Raw genomic sequence first — 21,300 nt, 5'->3', positions numbered from 1 at the left:
GCCATCAATCGATGCTCAGCCTGTATCCTATACCACGAACCGTCTGGAGCCAGACAGGATTTGCAGGGTCGTCCTCGATCTTGCGGCGGAGGCGATTGATCTGCACGTCGATCGTGCGCTCGCCGACGTCGACGTCGTTGCCGATGAGCTCGTGCCGCGGAATGGTGTCGCCGGCGCGCTTGGCAAAAAGCAGCATGATTTCCTGCTCGCGGTCGGTGAGGCGGATCACCTCCGTCGCCTTCTTCAATTCCTTTCGGGTGAGCGAGAAAGTGTATGGGCCGAACATGATCTGCTCGATCTTCGGCGCGTCCGAGGCGTTGCGGCGCAGGATATTATTGACGCGCAGCACCAGTTCGCGCGGATCGAAAGGCTTCGAGAGATAATCGTCGGCGCCGGCTTCAAGGCCCGCAATGCGATTGTCGGATTCCGCAAGCGCTGTGAGCATGATGATCGGCACGTTCTTAATGGCGCGCAGGCCGCGCGTCACGTCGATGCCGGATTCTCCCGGCATCATCACATCCATGATGATGAGATCGAAGTCGAGCCCGGCGAGCTTGCGTTGCGCCTCGGCACCATCCGCAGCCACGGTCACCCGGAAGCCGTTCTCCGTCAGGTAACGGTTCAAAAGAGCGCGGATTCGGGTGTCGTCATCGACCACCAGCAGATGCGCCGCGTCATCAGAAATGATTGTCTTCCCCGCCATTCAATCCGCTTTCGTTGTTTGCCTGTCCCTCATACCCCTCAGAAATGCCTTTACGCTTTCGCGCACGTCCGGAGCGGCACCGTCGAATGCTCTCTCAATGCGGCGCGATTGCGGCTCCGCCAGAGCGAGCGCGAGTTCGCGCCCGGTCTTAGTCGGATAAAGCTTACGCTGGCGCCGGTCTTCAGGCCCAGCAACCTGACGAATATACCCCGAATCGATCAGTTGTTTGAGCACTCGAGCGAGGCTCTGTTTGGTAATCTTCAATGTATCCAAAAGATCGGCAACGGTCATGCCCGGTTCACGGTTAACGAAATGCACTACCCGATGATGAGCCCGGCCGAACCCGCTCTTTTCCAGGATCGCATCCGGATCAGAGACGAAATCGCGATAGGCGAAAAAGAAGAGCTCGATGATCTCGAAATCGATGATGCCGGTGTTTTCCATCGGTGCGGCCAATGGTTCGCCTTTGGCTACTCTCGAGCTGGTCTGTCGTGCCGCCACGTCATTTCCTTTCTCGTTCTGCAGGCCCCGGGAAACTTTAGCAAAGATATGTCAGCTTTGTTGACACAATTTTACGCCGCTGTTAGCTTCCCCGGACTTTGCGGAGGCGGGACGTTCGTTCGAAACCGGCCCGTCTTTCCTCCCCATACAACGCATATTTTTCCCCACTGCGTAGTGGATAAAACGTAATATGGGCAACAATCAACAGGCATGGCGTGCGGGCGCCGGAGGATAAGAGAATGGCTTCAGTTCCCTTCGACCAGCTGGATGGCGAAATCTGGTTCAACGGCGAATTCGTGCCGTGGAAGGACGCGAAGGTTCATGTGCTGACGCATGGTCTGCATTATGCCAGCGCGGTCTTCGAAGGTGAGCGCGCCTATGGCGGCCGCGTTTTTAAGCTGACGGAGCATAATCAGCGTCTTCACAACTCCGCTGAAATCCTTGGATTCAAGGTGCCTTACTCGGTCGAGGAACTCGATGCGGCAACTATCGAACTGCTGAAGCGCCAAGGTTTTTCCGAGGCCTATGTGCGCCCGATCGCCTGGCGCGGTAGCGAAATGATGGGGATTTCGGCGCAGTCGAACCGCATCAATGTTGCGATCGCCATCTGGCAGTGGGGCAGCTACTTCAATCCCGCCGAAAAGCTTAAGGGCATCCGCCTCGATATCGCCGAATATCGCCGCCCCGACCCGAAGACGGCGCCGTCTTCGTCGAAGGCCGCCGGCCTCTACATGATCTGCACCATCTCCAAGCATGCCGCGGAGGCCAAGGGCTATGCAGATGCGATGATGCTCGATTACCGCGGCCAGGTCGCCGAAGCGACGGGCGCCAACATCTTCTTCGTCAAGGACGGCGTCATCCATACGCCGCTTCCCGACTGCTTCCTTAACGGCATTACGCGCCAGACGGTGATCGAAGTCGCCAAGCGCCGCGGCTATCCGGTCGTCGAGCGGGCAATCCAGCCAGAAGAGCTTTCGGGCTTCAGCGAATGCTTCTTGACGGGCTCTGCTGCGGAAGTGACGCCGGTCTCCGAGATCGGACCTTATAAATTCACGCCGGCGACGATCTCCGAGACGCTGATGAACGACTACATGAAGGAAGTTTATCCGGCGGCGTCTATCGCGGCCGAGTAAGGTCTCCATCGTACAAAGCCCGGTCGCGCCTTCCGCGCACCGGACTTTGGTTTTGCCGCGCCCGCGCCATTATCATTCCGACCACGGTCGAGGATGCCACCGTGCACCGGCAATCAGTTGCGTGATGAACGGAAGCGTTCTTCCATGATTTCCTCCCGGGGCGATCAATGCGGATCACCGCGCCGAAAGCAACCCATGCGCGCGGTTCGGTGCGGCAGAAAGCTGCGGGAAACTCTAACGGAATGAGGCGGTCCAACGACCGCCTCATTCCGCACGCCTATTGATAGACATAGACGATGCGGCGGGTGCCGGGATCGACCAGCACGGGCCGGTCATTGATGCGCACATAGCGGTATTGGTAGTCGGGAATCTCCTGGAAGGTCACGGTATCCGGAACCTCGGCACCCACGACGACATCGCCGCCCAACTGAACCGTCTGAGTCGGCGTGGTTTCGATATAGGTGCGGACCGTCTCCGGTGGCGTTATCGCTTCCACGGAGCCGACAGGGCCAAGCAGTTCATCGCCGGGCGCGGGCTGCGGATCGGCGGGCACGACGGTTGCGGTCGACTCATAAGTCACAGACGGGACGCCAAGAACGGCCTCGTTCTCTTCGACGATCATCGCGTTGCCTTGGTGCTCGACCTGCAGGTATTCAGCATAGACCCAGCCGCGCATGCCGTTAACATCGACGCGGCACCAGCGGCTGCCTTGAATGCAACCATCCAAGATGGCCGCAGAGCCGCGCGTTGCGACGCCGACCGAGGGATATTGCGGGCCAGGCCCGGACCGCACGTTGAGGTCGTTGATGGCCGTCGCGCTCATTTCCGCATGGGCAAAGCCAGCGCTCGCGGCGAGCACGGCACCTGCCAGGAAAAGATTTCTCGTGAAGGTCATTCTTTTTCTCCTTGCTTTAGCTGGAGTGAAACGCTTCGTTCACCATCTAGTTCCGCCGCTTGACCGCGCGGGCTGAAATCTGGATTCATCGGAAAATCGCAACGAATTGAAATTTAATAATAAAGCTGGACAGAGCCCGGACATTTCAGAAGCGATGAACTGTTGTTACGATGCGTCTTGAAGGCGTGAGGCAAGGGCGATGCCCGCCAAAAAGCGGCTGGCTTTGATGACCTTTCCGGCTATATCGGAAGCAGGCAGAGACAAGCGAGGCATATCATGGGCATGCTCCAGGCCGGCATCATTCCGGTGACACCCTTCCAGCAGAACTGCACGGTTCTCTTCGATCCGGACACGAAGGAGGGCGTAGTCGTCGATCCGGGCGGCGATGTGCCGGTCATTCTCAAAGCGCTTAAGGAGAACAGCCTGACCATCAAGCAGATCTGGCTGACGCACGGGCATCTCGACCACGCGGGTGGCGCGAAAGAACTGAAGGAAGCGCTCGGCGTTGAAATCGTCGGTCCGCACGAGGACGATCGGCCATTGCTGGAACGGATCGAGATGCAGGCGCAACAATACGGCATTACCGGTCTTCAAAACGTCGTGCCGGACCGCTGGCTGAAGGATGGCGACAGGATTTCCTTCGGTAGCCACGAGTTTGAAGTCTATCACACGCCCGGCCACGCGCCCGGCCATGTCATCTATTTCAATCGCGCCCAGAACTTCGCCCATCTCGGCGACGTGCTCTTCAACGGCTCGATCGGCCGAACCGATCTGCCGGGTGGCAATCACCAGCAGCTGCTGGGTTCGATCCGTGACAAGGTGCTGCCTCTCGGAGATGATGTCGGCTTCATCTGCGGGCATGGCCCTGGCAGCCGCATCGGCGACGAACGACGCGGCAACCCGTTCCTCAGGGGTATCTGATCTCGACAGACGACCAAAACAAAAGCGCCGCCCGATAAGCGGCGCTTTGCGTTTAAAATGGTCCGCGGATCAGCCTGCGGTGCAGAAGTGCTCGCGGCCGTCGTTGCCGACGAAGGTACCGCTTCTCGGATCGAAGCTGCGGTAGCGGTAAGAGCAGTAGCGCTCCCACTGCGGCGTCCAGGGCTCGATATCAGCGCGGACAGGGGCGTAGTAACGCGGCGGTGCGCGGTAAACCGGCACGGCTTCATATTCCGGCTCATAGGGCGGATCGATATAGCGCGGCTCTTCATAATAGCGCGGCTGATTGGCGATGGCCGAGCCAACGATCAGGCCGGTTGCGAGACCGACGGCGCCGCCGACAAGCGCTGCGTCGCCATTGTGATGGCGATGCCAGCGGTCACGGGCGGATGCTTCGCCGATTACAGAAAGGGTGAGGGCTGCGGCAGTGGCGGTCAGAAGAAATGTCTTGGCGAGCCTGTTCATGATCATATCCTGTTCTTGGAACCCCGTGAGCGGTTCCTGCACCGTGATGATGACAACATAGTGGCGGTATCTGAACGGACGCTGAACGACAAAACCCGGCATAGCTGCCGGGCCTCAACTCGAATTCGACGGCCTTGTGGAGGCCTCAGCCCGCAATCTGCAGATTGACGGCCTTGGGGCCCTTGCCGCGACGATCCGGCTCCGTGTCGAAGCTGACCTTCTGATTTTCCGTCAGGCCGGCAAGCCCGGAAGCCTGAACGGCAGAAATGTGAACAAAGATGTCGGCGCCACCCTTATCCGGCTTGATGAATCCGAAGCCTTTGTCGGTATTGAAGAATTTTACAGTGCCAGTCTCGGCCATGCGTCAGGTCCTTTTCTCTCTGCCCGCCATCCACACGGGCAGCATCAACTATGTCCCTTGCGGGGCGTTGGCAGGCAATTCTTGAAATTCGAGAAAAAGGTCCCCTCTACCTCGGCCTGTCTCATGACGGGATTATTCCCCATCTTGGCGAGACCGGCTGACCGGAATATTAGCGTTTCCGGCGCGCACATACTTAAGGACTTCCCATGCTCGCAAAATGCCCGAACGCCGTGAGATTGCTGCGATTAAGGGGAATTGGCAAGCAAAAGTTTTTTAACGTGTTATCGAAAGCACATTCAGGTCGGCTATCCTATTTGCGTCAAAACGCAAAATTTCGCTCGCAGTCCACGTATGATTAAGGTTTTGTATTGCTTGCAATATAAGTTGAGAGCAGTTTTTCCCAAAAATGCAATGATAGCGCGTCCTGAACGGCGCGCTAAATTTTTTTCCAGAATTGCCGTCCAACCCGGAAAAAGCCATACCTCAGGGTGGCTGCGCCTCTTTCCGACTTCCGGTACCAATTCGACCACAAGCATAGCGATAAACATCAGCGCACAGCCTACATAGCCGAGCGGCGGCATCGTCTCTCCAAGCAGCAGGGCGCCGAGTGCCGAGCCGAAGAGCGCTTCGGAGGAGAGGAAGATGGCGGCTTGCGACGGCGTGGTGTCGCGCTGACCGATCACCTGCAGCACGAAAGCGACGCCCGAAGAGAAGACGCCGACATAGAGGATCTCCGGTGCCGCGCCCAAGATCGCCTCCATGCTGATAGGCTCGAAAATTGCGGCCACGGAGAGCGCGGCGACCGCCGTCACGGCGAATTGGGCTGCCGACAACGCAAGCGGCCTTCCCGTCTCGGACACCGTCGTGCCGGCGAGCGTGATCTGTATCGCCCAGAACGCGGCACAGACGACTGTCAGGCCGTCGCCCGTGGTCAGCGCGGAAAGATGCCCGCCGGACAGCAAGTAGATACCGGCGACGGCCATGATGGCAGCCGGCCAGATGATCCAGTGCGGCGGTCGGCGCAGGAAGGCGACTGCGATCAGCGGCACGAAGACAACATAGAGCCCGGTGATGAAGCTGGAGTTCGTCACGGTCGTCGTCTGAAGCCCGATCTGTTGCGTCGAAGCGCCGCCGAAAAGGGCAAGGCCGATCAAGATATAACGCCCCAGATGGCGGCGTGTCGTCTTGACACTGGTCTTGCGCAGTTCAAGGAAGAGAAAAGGCAGGACGGCGACGGCCGCGACTGCAAAACGCAATCCTATGAACCAGAACGGACCGATTGCCTTCATGGCCGTCGACTGCGCGACGAAGCCGCCGCCCCAGATGGCGGCAGCAAGCAATAGAAGGAGGTTCGCCTGGACGCGCGTCATATCAGTCCTCGATGTGGGGCAGGCTGTATCGCGGACGGTTCCCAGTTGCATTTCGTTTCGGCAAGGGCGAAGAAGGGCTCGTTCCGAGTGCCGAGATTGCGTGCATGGCCGAAAGAATGACCGCCGGTTACTCCGGAACTCCGCTTGCCAAAAAGCTCGGCCTGAGGGACGGGCAGGCGGCCTTGCTGATCGGCGTGCCCGACACGTTCGGCGAGATCCGCGGCTTTGCCGGCTTCTCGCGCGTTGATGATGCGCTGCCCGAAGACGGCACATGTTTTGACTACATACATGTCTTCGAAGCCAAGCGAGTTGCCCTGGAAGGCATGGCGGGTCACCTTTTGAGGGCCTTGAAGCCTGACGGCATGCTTTGGATATCCTGGCCGAAGAAGGTAGCACGCCTGCCGACGACGATAACTGAGGGTGTGCTGCGGGAAATCCTGCTTCCGAACGGTCTCGTGGACGTCAAGGTCTGTTCCGTCGATGCCGTCTGGTCCGGCCTGAAATTCGTGATCCGCAAGGAACTGCGCAGTGCCTATCCGTTCTGGCGGTCGGAGCGCGAGACACGCAGCAGTGCGCCATCGGCCTCGTCCGTGACTATCAAGAGCGCACCGTCCGGTGCAACGATAACATCCCGCAGGCGGCCGTAATCACCCTCGAAAATCTGCTCCCCTTCAACGAAGGTACCGTTTTTATCGCGCTGCATGCGGGAGAGCAGTTGAAATTTGAGCGCTGCGACAAGGAAGTCGCCGTCCCACTCCGGAAACATTTTGCCGCGATAGATCGCGAGCGCGCCTGGCGCGATCGACGGATCCCAATAATGCAGCGGCTGTTCCAGTCCTTTCTTGGCCGTGCCTTCGCCGATCTTTGAACCGGAGTAATTGCGTCCATAGCTGATGATCGGCCAGCCGTAGTTCTTGCCGGGTTCAATGACATTGATTTCGTCGCCGCCGCGCGCGCCGTGCTCGACGGTGTAGAGTTTGCCGTCGGCAATGTCGAAGGTGATGCCCTGCGGGTTGCGATGGCCTTTCGACCAAACTTCCGGCAGCGCCTTTCCGCTGTCCTTGAACGGGTTGTCCGCAGGGATGCTGCCATCGGCATTGATATGCACGATCGAGCCGGCATCATCCTTCCAGTCCTGCGAGCGATTGCGGTTGCCGCGGTCGCCGATGCTGATAAAGAGACTACCGTCGCCCGCGATGGCAATGCGCGATCCGTATTGGATACTGCCGCCGGTGAACTGCTTCATCGTGAAGATCGTCTTCACGTTCTCGAGTTTGCTGCCATCGGTGGCAAGCGTGGCGCTGAAGGCTTCGGTTCCCGAGCCTCTTCGATTGGCGGTCGATGCCGTGAAATAGATCGTGCGGCTCGTCGCAAAATCCGGCGCAAGTGCCACGTCCATCAAACCGCCCTGGCCACGGGCGCGGACGTCCGGCACGCCTCCGATCGGATCTGAAAGCGTGCCGTCCTTGACGATCCGCATCCGCCCAGGCCGTTCGGTCACCAGATAGGCGCCGTCAGGCAGCACTTCCACAGCCCAGGGATGCTCCAGCCCTTCCGCCAGGGTTTCGACGCTGACTGCGACCTTTTCGGTCTCGACCCTGTCTGCCGCCGCGGCAAAGCCGGGTGCGAAGACCGGCGCGCCGAAAAGCAGCGAAGCGGCGAATGTTCTGGCGATAGTCATGTGACGTTTCCCGTCGCTTTCATCCGCTTTCAACGTGGAGCGGAGGGCAGGGCGCTTCAACCTTATTGCGGCGCGGATAACGGCTTTGTGTTTTGAGGTTGAATGGAGGCGGTCGGCGTCGTGTCCACCAGCTCGGGTCCCGCGAAGGCGCGCTGCAGCAGGACCTGCGCGACGGCAGCCTTTCCCTTGATGTAGAAGCCGTCGCTCATCAGCGCGATACCATAAAGGGCAAGCCCGGCAATGCCGAGCGCAATCATCCGCTCGACCGTCGAAAAGCGCGAGAAAAGGAAGCCTTTCTCACGCTGCTTCGGCCCATCATGGGCTGCGGCTGCCGCGGTCGCCATGGCCAGTTCGAGGTAGGAGGGAAGCGGTTCGAACCCGTGCGCATCCTGATGCCGGTTTCCGTTGCGGGGACTTGACATCATTACCGGGTCCTCGTGGTTATTAGGCGCTTGATACGGCGGCGCCATACTGCAAGTGCGCCCGCAGCGGTCAGGGCGAAAAGCAGCATGGTCAGCCCGCGCATGATCTGCCCGTCGGCGTGCGTCGTCCGCGGCGGCTTCGCCGAAGCCGCAGGCCGAGCGATCGCTTCGGTTGCTGCCGGCACCGGCGCGGCGACGGAGCCGGTTGTTTGCTCGGTCTTCGGCAACTGCGGCATCCCTTCGGCGCGAGCGTTCGAAATGAACCCGAATGCCATCATCGTCGAAGCGGCGACAACGCCTGCTGCAATCAAAAAAGAAAGCGAAACCCGGCGGGCGCGAAGCCGCGCTGCGGCTCGCTCGTCCTCCAGAACCATTGGCATACCCTCAACAACCAATTACGGAGCGCTAAAGATGAGGCTTAGATCCCGGCAGGCTCGCGACCGAATTGCGGCATGCCGTGTCATTTGTTGCGGCATAATCATGGCGAAGGCCGAATCCGGCGAAGTTTTTGATTCCAGGGATGAAATCCGCATCTCTTCAGAGAATGATTCAAGTTCTTCGCAAAGTGATTCATACTTCGGCCGCCGCGCCCGGCAATTGATCAATAAGAATCATTGGCACCATCACGCCTTTGCGCTTGAAATGCCGCCGCACATTGGACATAGAGCTAACCGCAGAACTCCGGTCCCGGCCTTCTGCCCGTTTCAACCGTATAGGACCGATATCATGGCCTTTCTTGCCGATGCTCTTTCCCGTGTGAAGCCTTCAGCCACCATCGCCGTCTCCCAGAAAGCGCGTGAGCTGAAAGCAAAGGGGCGCGATGTGATCGGCCTCGGCGCCGGCGAGCCGGACTTCGATACGCCGGACAATATCAAGAAGGCCGCCATCGACGCGATCAATCGCGGCGAGACGAAGTACACGCCGGTTTCCGGCATCCCGGAACTGCGCAAGGCGATCGCCGCGAAGTTCAAGCGCGAGAACGGCCTGGAATATTCCTGGGAGCAGACGATCGTCGGCACCGGCGGCAAGCAGATCCTGTTCAACGCCTTCATGGCGACGCTGAATCCGGGCGATGAAGTCGTCATTCCGGCTCCCTACTGGGTGTCCTACCCGGAGATGGTGGCGCTTTGCGGCGGCACACCTGCAATCGTCTCGACCACGCAGGAAAACAACTTCAAGCTCCAGGCAGCCGATCTCGACAAGGCGATCACGCCGAAGACCAAGTGGTTCGTCTTCAACTCGCCGTCGAACCCGTCAGGCGCCGCCTATACGCATGCCGAACTCAAGGCTCTGACCGACGTGCTGCTCAAGCATCCGCATGTCTGGGTGCTGACCGACGACATGTACGAGCACCTGACCTATGGCGACTTCAAGTTCGTCACGCCGGTCGAAGTCGAGCCGAAGCTCTACGATCGCACGCTGACGATGAACGGGGTCTCCAAGGCCTATGCGATGACCGGCTGGCGCATCGGCTACGCGGCCGGCCCGGTTGAGCTCATCAAGGCGATGGACATGGTCCAGGGGCAGCAGACCTCGGGTGCGACGTCGATTGCCCAGTGGGCCGCCGTCGAGGCGCTGAACGGGACGCAGGATTTCATCACGGCGAACAAGAAGATCTTCGAAGGCCGCCGCGATCTGGTGGTTTCCATGCTGAACCAGGCCAAAGGCATCTCCTGCCCGTCACCGGAGGGCGCCTTCTACGTCTACCCGTCCTGCGCCGGCCTGATCGGCAAAACCGCGCCTTCGGGCAAGGCCATCGAGACCGACGAAGATTTCGTTTCTGAGCTGCTCGAAAGTGAAGGCGTCGCCGTCGTGCACGGCTCGGCCTTCGGCCTCGGCCCGAACTTCCGCATTTCCTATGCGACCTCGGAAGCTCTGCTCGAGGAAGCCTGCAAGCGCATCCAGCGCTTCTGCGCCGCCTGCAAGTAAGGCAGTTGGCAGAATTGAAGAAAGGCCCGTCAGCGATGGCGGGCCTTTCCCTTTTCATTCGATCGTTGACGGTGTGGCTGCGCGTGCATTTGATGGATGCAAACCTCGATCCGCAATCCCGAGAACGGCCAGACTGAGCTTGCCCGTGAGGTCGAGGAAGGTAACACGATTGTCGTAACGCGAAACGACCGTCCGGTCTTCGATCTCGTCCCGCATAAGACGCGCGGCGGTGGCCGCATAAGACGCGCGGCGGTGAGCCTTGATCCGGCCGAAGCCTACAAGGGGCATGACGAGGGCGGAGATGTTCATCCGACGACTTCGATGATCCCCTGCCAGAGGCGATCCCTTCGACCGCCTTCTGCTCGCCCAATGGCAAGTCGAAGGACTGCAGCTTGTGACGACCGACCGGGCTCTGGCAGGTTATCCGCCGGCCCTGAAATTCTGATTCGGTTCTTCGACAGCCGATGATCTTCCCCATCAGGCAGTGCGACTGCGGGGCGAATTTGCAGTCTTGTGCATTTAATGGAATACTGCCGATATTGGTCAGCCGGAAGCAATCGCGGCGTGCCTCGTAATTCTCGCCTTGCCGCGCGCGATGGAACCGGATGCAGTCCGGCGACCTTCGGCTGATTGTCGACAGATCGGGTAACGAGAAAAGAGGAGAGGTGCATGATCAAGGTGGTTTACGAGGTCGTTCCCCATGACGGCGGCTGGGCCTACCGGCTGGGAGAAGTCTATTCCGAAGCATTCCCGTCGCATGCCGAAGCGCTGGAGGCAGCCCGCATCGTCGCGGCCGAACAGCAGGTCGGCGGCGATTCCGCCGAGATCAGCTGGCAGGACGAGAAAGGCAAATGGCATGAGGAATATGCCGAAGGCGGCGACCGGCCGGAGACGGAAGTCGTCGATACCAAATGGAAGGGTGGCGGTTCCGCCGATGTCTCTCCGCGTGCCTGAGCCGAGCGCCCGTTCGACGACCATGTTGATGAAGCCGCTTTTCCGCGGCATTCAAGCGCAGGCTCTTGCGCGTGGCACGATCTGCCGCATGAAGAAACCATCCTCTGACCTTTATTGAAGGAAGCCGCTAGGCTTGCCGCAACTCCGCCAGAGCGATGCGCGCGACGGCAAGCGGGCTCTCTGCCGACGTATTCATATTGTCGCCGAGGAACCAAGCCGCCGACAGGCCGGAATAGGCAGCAATCCATTGTAGCAGGCGTCTGGGCTCCATGCCGGTTTCGGCACAAACGATCCGGAGCTGGCGCTGGAGGCGCCCCGGCACGCTGATGGCCGGAAGGTCTTCATTGGCGAAAGTATTGGCATAGTCGAAGCCGCGTTCGCCGATCAGGCCCTTTGGGTCGATCGCAAGCCACCCGTCCTCTTCGAAATCGAGAATGTTGCTGTGGTGAATGTCGCCGTGCAGCACGACCGGATCGCGCGGATCGCAAAGCAGCGCCTCGGCGATAGCACCGCATTCGGGAAGAATGCCGCCATAAGCTCTCGCTGCAGGCGCCAGTTCCCGGAACCAGCGGCGCAGCGGAATGAGGCCGGGCAGGGGCTTTTGCCGCGGTGCGTGCAGTCTTTCGACGGTGCGGCAGATGATCCGGCTTGCCTCATCGTCTTCGCCATCCATCGCCATCTTCAGCAGCGAGCGACCGCCCGTCGCCCGTTCGAGCAGAACAGCTTCGTCATCATGAGCATAGACCTTGGCGGCACCGGCGCCGTCCCACCAGTGCATCAACGCACCGCCGGCCCTTTCGGCCTCGTCACGAGACTTCTTGAGCATTGCCGGTTTGCCGTTCCAAAGGACGGGCAGGAGGTGACTGGAATGGGTGATGATCGGTTCGCCGTCGGGCGCCAGCGACCAGCGGTCGAGATGGGATTCGAACATGGCCGCATTCTAACGGCAGGAGTTGAAAAAGAAATCCCGCGCAAGGCGGGATTTCGTCCGGTACGTCTGAAGGTCAGGCGACCTTTTCGAGCAGTGGATAGTCGATGTAGCCCTTTGCCCCGCCGCCATAGAAGGTGGCCTGGTCCGGCGTGTTCAGCGGCAGGTTCTTCTGCAGGCGTTCGACCAGATCCGGATTGGCGATGAAGGGCTTGCCGAAGGCGACCAGGTCGGCGCGGCCGCTTTCGACGGCATCGATTGCCATCTGACGGTCGTAGCCGTTGTTGACCATCCAGTTTGCATGCCCGCCCGCCTTTTCATAAGCCTGGCGCAGATCCTTGTAGTCGAAGGGTGGATTTTTCCCCTGCGTGTAGTCGCGCTCGCCGCCAGTCTGGCCCTCGATAACGTGGACATAGGCGAGGTCATATCTGGCGAGGCCTTCGACGACATAGGTGAAAAGCGCCTGCGGATCCGAATCATAGCTTTCGCCCGAGGGTGTGACCGGCGAAATACGGATCGCCGTGCGGCCGGCACCGATTTCCCGGGTCACGGCATCGACCACCTCGAAGGTGAAGCGAGCGCGGTTTTCGATCGAGCCGCCATACTGGTCGGTGCGGTCGTTGATACCATCGCGCAGGAATTGGTCGAGCAGGTAGCCGTTTGCGCCGTGGATTTCGACGCCGTCGAAGCCTGCGTCGATCGCAGCGCGCGCTGCCTTGCGATAATCCTCGATGATGCCGGGAATTTCAGACGTCTCGAGCGCACGCGGCTCGGAGGTCTCCGCGAAGCTGCCGGTGCCATCGGCGTTGACCAGATAGGTCTTCGCCGTCGCGACTTTATTGGTTGAGGAGACAGGTTTGCCGCCGTTCGGCTGCAGCGTGGCGTGTGAGATGCGACCGACATGCCACATCTGCACGACGATTTTGCCGCCGCCTGCATGCACGGCATCCGTCACGCGCTTCCAGCCATCGAGGGCTTCCTTCTTGTAGAGGCCGGGAACGTCGGCGTAACCTTGGCCCTGGTGTGTGATGGCCGTTGCCTCGGTGATGATGAGACCGGCTGTGGCGCGCTGGCGATAATATTCGACGTTCAGATCGTTCGGGATCGCGCCGGGCGAGCGGTTGCGGGTCAGCGGTGCCATGACGATGCGGTTCCTGACGGCAATGTCGCCAATCTGCGCGGGTTCGAGAAGCTTGTTCATGGAAGTCCTTTCCCGTTCTGGCGGGAGGATCACTCCGCCATGGCGGGGCAACTCGACCCGGCGGAGAGATAGGCAAGTGCGGTGGCGACGAGGCCGATCAGCTGTCACAGATCCTGGCTTAGTTGCTTGAGGAAGGCAGCGATCGTTTCTTCGTTGCGCTTGTAGAAAACCCACTGGCCGACGCGCCTGGTCGTGACGAGGCCGGCGCGGCTCAATGTTGCGAGATGAGCGGATACGGTCGATTGCGAAAGGCCGCAGCGCTCGAACTGGCTGGCACAAACACCCATTTCCAAAGGGTGCTCCTGGGAGGAGAAGTGCTCCTTCGGATCTTTCAGCCAATTGAGGATTTCCACCCGCATCGGATGGGCAAGCGCTTTCAGGATTTCATCTCTATCCATCGTCTCGTGCCCAACTATAAATCGAATTCTTTCGATATATGGATCGTCGTTTTTCGATATGCAAATCACGAACACGTGAGCTGTTCGGTTTTGATGAACGCCTAAATTTTAAGCAAAAAAAAGGGCCACCGAAAGCTCGGGGCCCTTAAGGTGTGAAGGTCAAAAAACCTCCAGAGGGGAACAGCTAATGCGGTGGCACTGGGAGAGAAGCCACCGAAGTGCATCAGCTATGTGCGATATGGTGCTTTCTTGGGCAGCTTTCAATGCATTATTATGCATGCCTGCCATGCGCTGCACAAATTATGTTGCGATGCAGCGATTCTGGGCAAAAAAAGAGGGCCGCCGAAAGTTCGGGGCCCTTTAAGGTGTGAAGGTCAAAAACCTCCAGAGGGGAACAGCTAATGCGGTGGAACTGGGAGGAAAAGCCACCGTGTGCATCAGCTGAGTGCGATATGGTGTTTAATTGAGCAAACGGCAACCCTCTTTTGTGCATGCCAGTCATGCGTTGGTTGCATGGTCTGCATTTTAGTGAACAAAAACGGGAATCAGAAGTTCCAGTTTCTGGCCTTGCTGACGATAAAATCGCGGAATGCCTTCAGCTTTGCGGCATTCTTGATTTCGTCCGGATAGCAGAAATAGGTGTCGAACGAGGGCACGTCGGCGTTGATCGCTAGCTGGATGAGGCCCGGATCGCGTCCGACGATGTAATCCGGCATGCAGGCGACGCCGATGCCAAGCAGGCAGGCGCGCTTGATCGAGGTCTGGCTGTTGATCTGCAGATGCGGAATCCGCTTGTTGTCCGAAGAGCGGCCGGCAATCTCCAGCCAGTTTACGTCCAGCAGATAGCTGGGGGCGGGCTCGCCGAAGGTGATGATGCGGTGATTGTCCAGATCCTCGACCGACTGAGGCTCGCCGTAGCGGTTAATATAGGAGGGGGCGGCATAGACGTGCATATGCACGGTGAAGAGCTTGCGCTGAATGAGATCGGACTGCTGCGGTTGGCGCAGGCGGATGGCGCAATCTGCGTGACGCATGTTCACGTCCAGTTCCTCGTTGTCGAGAATGAGCTGGATCTGGACGTCCGGATAGAGCTGCATGAACTCCTGGATCTTGTCCGTCAGCCAGCCCTGTCCGAGGCCGACGGTGGTGGTCACCCGCAGCTTGCCGCTGGGCGTTTCCGTCGTTTCCGTGAGCTGCATCTTCACCGTCTCGAGCTTCAGCAGCACATCATGAGCGGTGCGATAGAGCAGTTCGCCCTGTTCCGTCAGAATCAGGCCGCGGGCATGGCGGTGGAAGAGTTTGGTGCCGACGTCCTGCTCCAGCGCGCTCACCTGGCGGCTGATCGCGGATTGGGAGAGATGCAGCTTGTCGGCCGCATGCGTGAACGATCCGGCCTCGGCAGCCGCGTGAAAAATACGCAGCTTGTCCCAATCCAATGGCATCCCCCCACCCCTCATAGCCGATCTTACTCCGCGGCCACGGCGACGGGCATGTGGCCCGTGAGATAACGCTCGGCTTCGAGGGCGGCCATGCATCCCATGCCGGCGGCGGTGACCGCCTGCCGGAAGGTATCGTCTGTCACGTCACCCGCAGCATAGATACCCTCTATGCTGGTTGCAGTCGAATCCGGAGCGGTCCAGAGATAGCCGTTGTCCTTGAGCTTGAGCTTGCCCTTGAAAAGTTCGGTTGCCGGCGCATGGCCGATCGCCACGAAGACGCCATCGACCGAAACGTCGCTGATGGCGCCGGTGCGGGTATCGCGCAAGCGCGCGCCGGTAAGGGAAGGCGGCATCGGCGGTTTCGCCGGCGTGCCGGTGATTTCGGCGACTTCGGTGTTCCAGAGAACCGTCACATTCTCCTTCGAGAAGAGGCGCTCCTGCAGGATCTTTTCGGCGCGGAACGCATCGCGGCGATGCACGACCGTCACCGACTTCGCGATGTTGGAAAGATAAAGGGCTTCCTCGACGGCGCTGTTGCCGCCGCCAACGACGATGACGTCCTTGTTACGATAGAAGAAGCCATCGCAGGTGGCGCAGGCTGAAACGCCAAAGCCCTGGAAATGCTGTTCGCTTTCGATGCCGAGCCATTTTGCCTTGGCGCCGGTCGCGATGATCAGTGTATCGGCGGTCCAGACCTGGCCGCTGTCGGTGCGGGCCACGAAGGGCCGCTGGTTCATCTCGACCTCGGTGACGATGTCGCTGACGATCTCTGCGCCGACATGCTTGGCCTGCTGCAGCATCTGGTCCATCAGCCACGGGCCCTGGATCGGATCGGCAAAGCCCGGATAGTTCTCGACGTCCGTCGTGATCATCAACTGCCCGCCTTGCTCCATCCCGGCGATCAGCACCGGCTTCAGCATTGCGCGTGCCGCATAGACTGCGGCCGTATAGCCCGCGGGACCGGAGCCGATGATGAGAACTTTAGTGTGTCGGGCAGTCATGGTCCGGATCCTTTGGTGGCAGGCATCCTGTCGAAGCCGTGCGAGATATCGTAATAAACGCTTTTGTCTAGTCTAGGGATGAACCAAGCTACCTTTCAAGGGGACAGCATGGAATACGCACAAGTGCTTGCGTTATTATCATGGGCTATCCGCAGATGTTTTTGTTGGTTCGACCCCGACGCCCTCGTTTTCGCTGGCTGATGCTGTTATCGACCATTTCATCCACACCGCTACAACAGAGAGCCAGCAATGGGCAAGCGCCGATCACCATTTCCGTTGAAGGATCCGCGAGCGAGTACCAAGAGATATTGAAAACAGTGTCTGACGAAAGGCGGTATCGATTTTGTCTATGATGGATCTCTGACCTATTCTTCTCCCGGCCAATCAGTTGAGCGCGGCTCAACATCCGAGATTCGGGCATCGGATCAGATGAAGAAGCCTTAAGGATCGAGGTGCATATAGGGCCGCTTTCGCGCTATTTCTGCCTCGCTAGAGGCTTGCTGTTGCCGAGGTCACTGCATCTCGGCAGCAACACGATTATAAAGCAAGGCGGTTCGGGAGACGCTTAACGAGGACGATGTATGGATTGGCGCGGGTGCTAAGATACTGTGTGGTTTGCACCTATCCAAGGCTTCATCATAGGCGTGCATGCCCTCGTCAAGGGCAAGTTCGAACCTCAACGGAATATACTTTGGCAGCGAAGCGCGGCGTTTGAAGTTGTCGCGGGCAATAATAGGAAGCGGCCTGCAAACGGCCGATCGAAAAGAAACAGGAAGCTCTACCATGGTGATGCGCGTCGAACTTGATGCAATAGATATGAAGATTCTGCGCGAGCTCCAGAATGATGGCCGGATGACGAATGTCGAACTTGCCGAGCGGGTCGGTATATCGGCGCCGCCGTGTCTCAGGCGGGTGCGTAAGCTGGAAGAATCCGGCTTCATCCGTGGCTATCGGGCGCTTTTGAATGCGCCGGCGCTCGGTTATGATCTGGTGGCCTTCTGTATGGTCGGCCTGAAACACCAGTCGGATGCCAATCTGAAGGCATTTGCGAAGCAGACAGCCAATTGGCCGCTCGTGCGAGAGGCCTGGATGGTGTCGGGCGAATCCGATTTTCTCTTGCAGTGCGTCGCTGAGAACCTTGCGGGCTTTCAGGATTTCGTGATCGAAGAGCTTACGGCCACGGAGAATGTGGATACCGTGCGGACGATGTTGACCATCCGACAGGTAAAGGATGTCTCTCTGGTAGATATTTAGACATATTGGCGCGCGGTATCTCCGATTGTCGAGAGGAACTGGGCTGGGCGCGCGGCGTCGAGGTCACTTCCAATTTCACGAATACGGGAGCGCCTTGCGCCGGTCGATCGGGCCTGCGCTGAAGACACCGGAAGATGCACCTGTCGTCATGTCCATGGGTCGCTTTGTTCCGCGCAAGGAGTTCGCTTTGCTGACGCCTGCCATTGCCAAGCTGCCGGGCGTGGACGGCGAGGAGCGAAAGAATGTCGAGAAGGTGCGGCCGATCGCGGCATTGTCGATCGTGTCCGCTTCCTTGGCTGGCAGAAGGATGCGCGGCTTTCGCGGCCGACGTCGACATCTTCGTGATGCCTGTCGAACCATGAGCTGCTCGGCAAGGCTATCCTCGAAGCTGGGCGCAGCACAAGCCGGTGGTCTCGAGCCGGTCGGAGGGGCCGAGCTGCGCGAACGGTCGCTTTGCCGAAATCGGCGATGTCGATGGTTTCGCGAAGGCGATCGAGCGGCTGATTCAATGATCCTGTCCTCGCCGCCAAGCTGGCGGCGGGCGGCAACGCGACGCTGATAAGCCGGTTCTCGGAAGATGCGGTCGCCAGTGCCTATCTCGAACGTTTCAAGCGCAAGCCGTAATCGATAGAATTGACCGCTACCGCCGTAGAAGATCCTCATAGACGGCCTTCAACGCCGTCGCTTCGCCTTCCAGCGCAAATTTCGCCCGCACATGCGCGAGCGCAATCTCGCCACGGGCGAGCGTCCTTTGTGGATCGGCGAGATAGGGGGCGATTGCCTTCGTGAGAGCTTCGCCATCGCCGGCCGGAACGACGCTTCCGTTCGTCCCGTCCTCGATCATTTCGGCATAGGCTCCGGCGTCCGATGCCACAACCGCAGTCTTCGAGGCCATAGCTTCGAGAGGCGTCAGCCCGAAACCTTCATTTCGGGAAGGGGCAATATATAGGGTTAGGCGGCGATACCAGACCTTGATGTCTGGCACTTCGCCCAGAAAGACGATCCGATCGGCAAGGCCGGCGGCGGCGATATCGGCCTTCAGCTCGTCGGCGAAAGCTCCATGCTCTGCCGTTACCCGGCCGGAGATCACCGCCGTCCAATCCGGATGTTGCGGCAGCAGATCGATCATCGACCGAACGAAAAGGTCGGTGCCTTTCTGATGCCGGATGCGGCCGAAGCAGCCGACGAGATACCTGCCGGGCAGGCCGGTGGCCTCTATGGTGTCCTCGGCGGTCTGGGGTGGATGGAAAAGTTCCAGATCGACGCCGTGGCGGATCACAATATGCGGCACCTGGAGGAAAGAACCGGATCGGGCATTGGTCGCGACGACCGCGTCCATCCGGCGGATAAGCCAGCGCGTGTAGGCGGTATGGCGGCGCTGGGCGGCCGACGTAAAAAGCAGCTTCAGCGGCATGCGCAACACGTGCCGCAGCACGATACCAGCGGCCATCTCGTTGTTGCGGCGTGCATGCCATACGCGCTGCCGGCGTCCGGCTGACGGACGCCATGCGCCAAGAAGCTGTCTCCACGTCAGCTTCGGTAGGTCTTTCGGTAAGCCGGGGCCGAGCGTCGCAATCTTGATGCCGAGTCTGACCTGGAGGGGGATCAGCTGAACGATCGTCGACGTGACGCCGGACAGGCGCTGCTTGAAGTTCGGTGCGATGATTTCGACGTCAGCAATATCGATCGCGGCCGGCTCGACCGTTTCCGCCACAGGCAATCAACCCCAGGAGATCGACAGGACTTCGTAGGCTTTCGAGCCGCCCGGTGCGATGACCTCGATGGAATCGCCGACTACCTTGCCGATCAGCGCGCGGGCGATCGGGGAGGAGATGGAAATGCGGCCGGCTTTTACGTCGGCTTCCTGATCGCCGACGATCTGGTAGGTCTTTTCTTCCTCGGTGTCCTCGTCGACGAGTTTGACCTTGGCGCCGAACTTGATCTTGTCGCCGGACATCTTCGCAAGGTCGATCACTTCGGCGCGCGCCGTCAGGTCTTCGAGCTCGCTGATGCGGCCCTCGTTGTGGCTCTGCGCTTCCTTGGCTGCGTGATATTCGGCGTTTTCGGAAAGATCGCCATGGGAACGGGCTTCGGCGATCGCTTCGATGATGCGCGGGCGCTCCTCCTGCTGACGCCAGCGCAGCTCTTCCTGCAGCTTGACGAAACCACCCTGTGTCATCGGAACCTTATCAACCATTTTCCTGTCCTTTGATCTTCGTGTCCTATAGTCAGGCAGCGACACAAAAGAAAACAGGTCCCGAAGGGGACTTCGGAACCGTGCAATAATCCTAATCGCCCGCTTATAGCAGATCGTTGCCGCCGATTTCCATAAAATTCGTAATGTGGCGCGCCCGGCTAACTGTCTCCTTGCAGTACGCCGATCGCGTTGGTGAAGATGTGAGTCGGATCAAGCGCTTGGACAACTGATCGCAGAGAGTGATTCAAGCCGTTAAGAAACGAAGTCAGGATCTGCAGGCAGATTCGGCGGATTGTAGGGGCTGGCATTCATCCGTTCCTTGACCGAGATATGGATCAGCGCATCGTCCCGAATGAAGCGCAGGTCGCTCAACGGGAAATAGATCGCATTGCGGTTGCCGTGCTTGCGCCAGGAATTTTCCGGCACGCGCCGCGGAATGTATTCGAGGATTTTCCATCCGGCGGTCATGGAATCATGGAATGGAGCAGTGGCGTCCAGCGGCACATACTTCTTCCCGCCTTTTCCGAGCACGATGTCGTTGACGATGCGGGTGCGGTAGAGGAGCCCGGCCGGTTGCGTTTCCTGGATCATCCAGGCGAGGGGAATCTTGACTGCCCCGCTTTGCGCTTCCGGATAGCCGCCGCCGATATCGCCGTGGACGCCGGTGAACCATACTTCCCGGAAATTCTGCTTCGCCGCCGGTGCCTTCGGCCGGAACGGGCGGCCCCAATATTCCTGGTCCCGCTCCCAGAGCTCTGGCTGGAACATGGTCCGCCGTTCATCTATGGCGACTGCGTGCCGTACCCATTCGACGCTCGGGTTCTTGCGGGTGAAAGGATGGGTCTTGAACTGCGGAAACCATTTCCCCGTTTCGATCACTGAGGTCACCGTATCGAAAAGACCAAGCAGCTTGATCGGCGGGCGGTCGTTTCTGAGCATGCGTTCGTAGAGACGCATGGCGGCGAAAGCAGAGGACGGATCCTCGCCACCATTCTCTGCAGCGCCGCCGGCTTTCTCTTCGTGCGCGGATATTCCCTTGTAGGTCCTGTAGGCATAATCGAGCAGGTTGAGATGATGCCGGCTTGTAAGGCCGAAGGCATGGATGAAACCCGCTAGCACCCGCGCCGAATAGGCGCCACGGCTGAAGCCGAAGATGTAGATGCGGTCGCGGTCGGAATGCCGCCGAGCGGCGTCGGGCGGGCCGCGATCGTAGTTTTCGACCAGGAAGCGGTAGGCTTCCTTGACGTTCTGGTCGAGGCCCCAGCCCGTCGCGAGCCCGAAAACCTCATAGGATTTGCGAAGCAGTCTCGACCAGGCATTGGCCGCGCCGAACGTGCCGACGCCTGGATCGTAGTAGACGATCTGCTCATCCGAGCGTTTCAAGGTGCCGAACAGTCTGACAATATTGGTCCGGTCGGCCGAAATCTCGTTCGATGTGCCATCGAACAGAATGACGATGTTCTTTGCCATCAACCGCTCCGGATGTGCCGCCGCAACGGTAACATCCGGGAGGTTTTACGGCAACTTCC

At 59.4% G+C, this 21,300-nt stretch carries 23 protein-coding genes and 3 pseudogenes; 7 read left to right on the top strand and 19 right to left on the bottom strand.

Annotated elements, in window-relative coordinates:
- Nucleotides 1-4 precede the first annotated feature (4 nt).
- Nucleotides 5-703: a response regulator transcription factor gene (locus tag QA644_RS12120; protein WP_022714235.1), complete on the bottom strand. Its 699-nt coding sequence runs from the start codon at nt 701-703 to the stop codon at nt 5-7.
- The gene (locus QA644_RS12115) at nt 704-1,147 is read right to left on the bottom strand and encodes a MarR family transcriptional regulator (RefSeq protein WP_051154449.1); all 444 of its coding nucleotides are present in this window, start codon (nt 1,145-1,147) and stop codon (nt 704-706) included.
- Nucleotides 1,148-1,443: 296 nt separating this feature from the next.
- On the opposite strand from QA644_RS12115, the gene QA644_RS12110 reads away from it, so the two are divergent.
- Entirely contained in the window at nt 1,444-2,337 is an 894-nt protein-coding gene (locus QA644_RS12110; protein ID WP_283068660.1) for a branched-chain amino acid aminotransferase, read from the top strand.
- A 277-nt stretch (nt 2,338-2,614) separates the two neighbouring features.
- On the opposite strand, the gene QA644_RS12105 is transcribed toward QA644_RS12110, so the two are convergent.
- Complete coding sequence (locus tag QA644_RS12105; RefSeq protein ID WP_074069026.1) at nt 2,615-3,232, bottom strand: DUF1236 domain-containing protein; 618 nt, start codon at nt 3,230-3,232, stop codon at nt 2,615-2,617.
- Nucleotides 3,233-3,508: 276 nt separating this feature from the next.
- Here QA644_RS12105 and QA644_RS12100 point away from each other — a divergent pair, with 276 nt between their 5' ends.
- On the top strand, nt 3,509-4,153 hold the full coding sequence (locus QA644_RS12100; RefSeq protein WP_239598058.1) for an MBL fold metallo-hydrolase: 645 nt from the start codon (nt 3,509-3,511) through the stop codon (nt 4,151-4,153).
- A gap of 69 nt (nt 4,154-4,222) precedes the next feature.
- Here QA644_RS12100 and QA644_RS12095 read toward each other — a convergent pair whose 3' ends face one another.
- From QA644_RS12095 to QA644_RS12085, 3 genes and pseudogenes are all read right to left on the bottom strand, one after another.
- Complete coding sequence (locus QA644_RS12095; protein ID WP_039846847.1) at nt 4,223-4,636, bottom strand: BA14K family protein; 414 nt, start codon at nt 4,634-4,636, stop codon at nt 4,223-4,225.
- A 145-nt stretch (nt 4,637-4,781) separates the two neighbouring features.
- A complete protein-coding gene (locus QA644_RS12090) occupies nt 4,782-4,997 on the bottom strand; it encodes a cold-shock protein (RefSeq protein ID WP_007534130.1) in 216 nt (71 codons plus the stop codon).
- A gap of 512 nt (nt 4,998-5,509) precedes the next feature.
- Nucleotides 5,510-6,367 (bottom strand): annotated as a pseudogene (locus QA644_RS12085) (DMT family transporter); the annotation flags it as partial.
- Nucleotides 6,368-6,471: 104 nt separating this feature from the next.
- Here QA644_RS12085 and QA644_RS12080 point away from each other — a divergent pair.
- Nucleotides 6,472-6,894 (top strand): annotated as a pseudogene (locus QA644_RS12080) (DUF3052 domain-containing protein); the annotation flags it as partial.
- 5 nt (nt 6,895-6,899) lie between these two features.
- On the opposite strand, the gene QA644_RS12075 reads toward QA644_RS12080, so the two are convergent.
- From QA644_RS12075 to QA644_RS12065, 3 genes are all read right to left on the bottom strand, one after another.
- A complete protein-coding gene (locus QA644_RS12075) occupies nt 6,900-8,048 on the bottom strand; it encodes a PQQ-dependent sugar dehydrogenase (protein WP_283068646.1) in 1,149 nt (382 codons plus the stop codon).
- Between the two features lie 62 nt (nt 8,049-8,110).
- Nucleotides 8,111-8,473: a hypothetical protein gene (locus tag QA644_RS12070; protein WP_283068645.1), complete on the bottom strand. Its 363-nt coding sequence runs from the start codon at nt 8,471-8,473 to the stop codon at nt 8,111-8,113.
- A complete protein-coding gene (locus QA644_RS12065) occupies nt 8,473-8,844 on the bottom strand; it encodes a hypothetical protein (protein ID WP_283072457.1) in 372 nt (123 codons plus the stop codon). Before QA644_RS12065 ends, QA644_RS12070 begins: the two co-directional genes overlap by 1 nt.
- Nucleotides 8,845-9,196: 352 nt before the next feature.
- On the opposite strand from QA644_RS12065, the gene QA644_RS12060 reads away from it, so the two are divergent.
- On the top strand, nt 9,197-10,399 hold the full coding sequence (locus tag QA644_RS12060) for a pyridoxal phosphate-dependent aminotransferase (RefSeq protein WP_283068643.1): 1,203 nt from the start codon (nt 9,197-9,199) through the stop codon (nt 10,397-10,399).
- A 54-nt stretch (nt 10,400-10,453) separates the two neighbouring features.
- Here the strand turns inward: QA644_RS12060 and QA644_RS12055 are convergent, their stop codons facing one another.
- Nucleotides 10,454-10,708, bottom strand: a complete 255-nt coding sequence (locus tag QA644_RS12055) for a hypothetical protein (RefSeq protein WP_283068641.1) — start codon at nt 10,706-10,708, stop codon at nt 10,454-10,456.
- A 31-nt stretch (nt 10,709-10,739) separates the two neighbouring features.
- Between QA644_RS12055 and QA644_RS12050 the strand changes: the two are divergent.
- Both QA644_RS12050 and QA644_RS12045 read left to right on the top strand, forming a co-directional pair.
- Nucleotides 10,740-10,844: pseudogene (locus QA644_RS12050) on the top strand (PIN domain nuclease); the annotation flags it as partial.
- Between the two features lie 224 nt (nt 10,845-11,068).
- Nucleotides 11,069-11,353, top strand: a complete 285-nt coding sequence (locus tag QA644_RS12045) for a DUF2188 domain-containing protein (protein ID WP_022714246.1) — start codon at nt 11,069-11,071, stop codon at nt 11,351-11,353.
- 127 nt (nt 11,354-11,480) lie between these two features.
- On the opposite strand, the gene QA644_RS12040 is transcribed toward QA644_RS12045, so the two are convergent.
- From QA644_RS12040 to trxB, 5 genes are all read right to left on the bottom strand, one after another.
- Nucleotides 11,481-12,284, bottom strand: coding sequence for an aminoglycoside phosphotransferase family protein (locus QA644_RS12040; RefSeq protein WP_074069017.1), 804 nt, complete (start codon nt 12,282-12,284; stop codon nt 11,481-11,483).
- Between the two features lie 73 nt (nt 12,285-12,357).
- Nucleotides 12,358-13,482 carry an alkene reductase gene (locus QA644_RS12035; RefSeq protein WP_283068637.1) on the bottom strand — a complete coding sequence of 375 codons (1,125 nt, stop codon included), beginning with the start codon at nt 13,480-13,482 and terminating at the stop codon, nt 12,358-12,360.
- Between the two features lie 104 nt (nt 13,483-13,586).
- A complete protein-coding gene (locus QA644_RS12030) occupies nt 13,587-13,880 on the bottom strand; it encodes a metalloregulator ArsR/SmtB family transcription factor (RefSeq protein ID WP_283068636.1) in 294 nt (97 codons plus the stop codon).
- Between the two features lie 545 nt (nt 13,881-14,425).
- Nucleotides 14,426-15,322, bottom strand: a complete 897-nt coding sequence (locus tag QA644_RS12025) for a LysR family transcriptional regulator VtlR (RefSeq protein ID WP_039845452.1) — start codon at nt 15,320-15,322, stop codon at nt 14,426-14,428.
- Between the two features lie 23 nt (nt 15,323-15,345).
- Entirely contained in the window at nt 15,346-16,320 is a 975-nt protein-coding gene (trxB, locus tag QA644_RS12020) for a thioredoxin-disulfide reductase (RefSeq protein ID WP_283068635.1), read from the bottom strand.
- Nucleotides 16,321-17,103: 783 nt separating this feature from the next.
- Between trxB and QA644_RS12015 the strand changes: the two genes are divergently transcribed.
- Complete coding sequence (locus QA644_RS12015) at nt 17,104-17,574, top strand: Lrp/AsnC family transcriptional regulator (protein WP_022714252.1); 471 nt, start codon at nt 17,104-17,106, stop codon at nt 17,572-17,574.
- Nucleotides 17,575-17,649: 75 nt separating this feature from the next.
- Here the strand turns inward: QA644_RS12015 and QA644_RS12010 are convergent, their stop codons facing one another.
- From QA644_RS12010 to QA644_RS11995, 4 genes are all read right to left on the bottom strand, one after another.
- Nucleotides 17,650-17,934 (bottom strand): hypothetical protein, encoded by a 285-nt coding sequence (locus QA644_RS12010; RefSeq protein WP_283068632.1) that lies wholly within the window; start codon nt 17,932-17,934, stop codon nt 17,650-17,652.
- 280 nt (nt 17,935-18,214) lie between these two features.
- On the bottom strand, nt 18,215-19,255 hold the full coding sequence (locus QA644_RS12005; RefSeq protein WP_283072375.1) for a glycosyltransferase family 4 protein: 1,041 nt from the start codon (nt 19,253-19,255) through the stop codon (nt 18,215-18,217).
- A gap of 39 nt (nt 19,256-19,294) precedes the next feature.
- A complete protein-coding gene (greA, locus tag QA644_RS12000; protein ID WP_194727557.1) occupies nt 19,295-19,771 on the bottom strand; it encodes a transcription elongation factor GreA in 477 nt (158 codons plus the stop codon).
- A 252-nt stretch (nt 19,772-20,023) separates the two neighbouring features.
- Nucleotides 20,024-21,241, bottom strand: coding sequence for a DUF2235 domain-containing protein (locus tag QA644_RS11995; RefSeq protein WP_283068629.1), 1,218 nt, complete (start codon nt 21,239-21,241; stop codon nt 20,024-20,026).
- Nucleotides 21,242-21,300: the final 59 nt, after the last annotated feature.

The organism is Rhizobium sp. CC1099 (assembly GCF_029714385.1).
GTDB lineage: Bacteria > Pseudomonadota > Alphaproteobacteria > Rhizobiales > Rhizobiaceae > Rhizobium.
The sequence above is the reverse complement of the archived record's forward strand: the minus strand, read 5'-3'. Positions and strand labels throughout refer to the sequence as shown.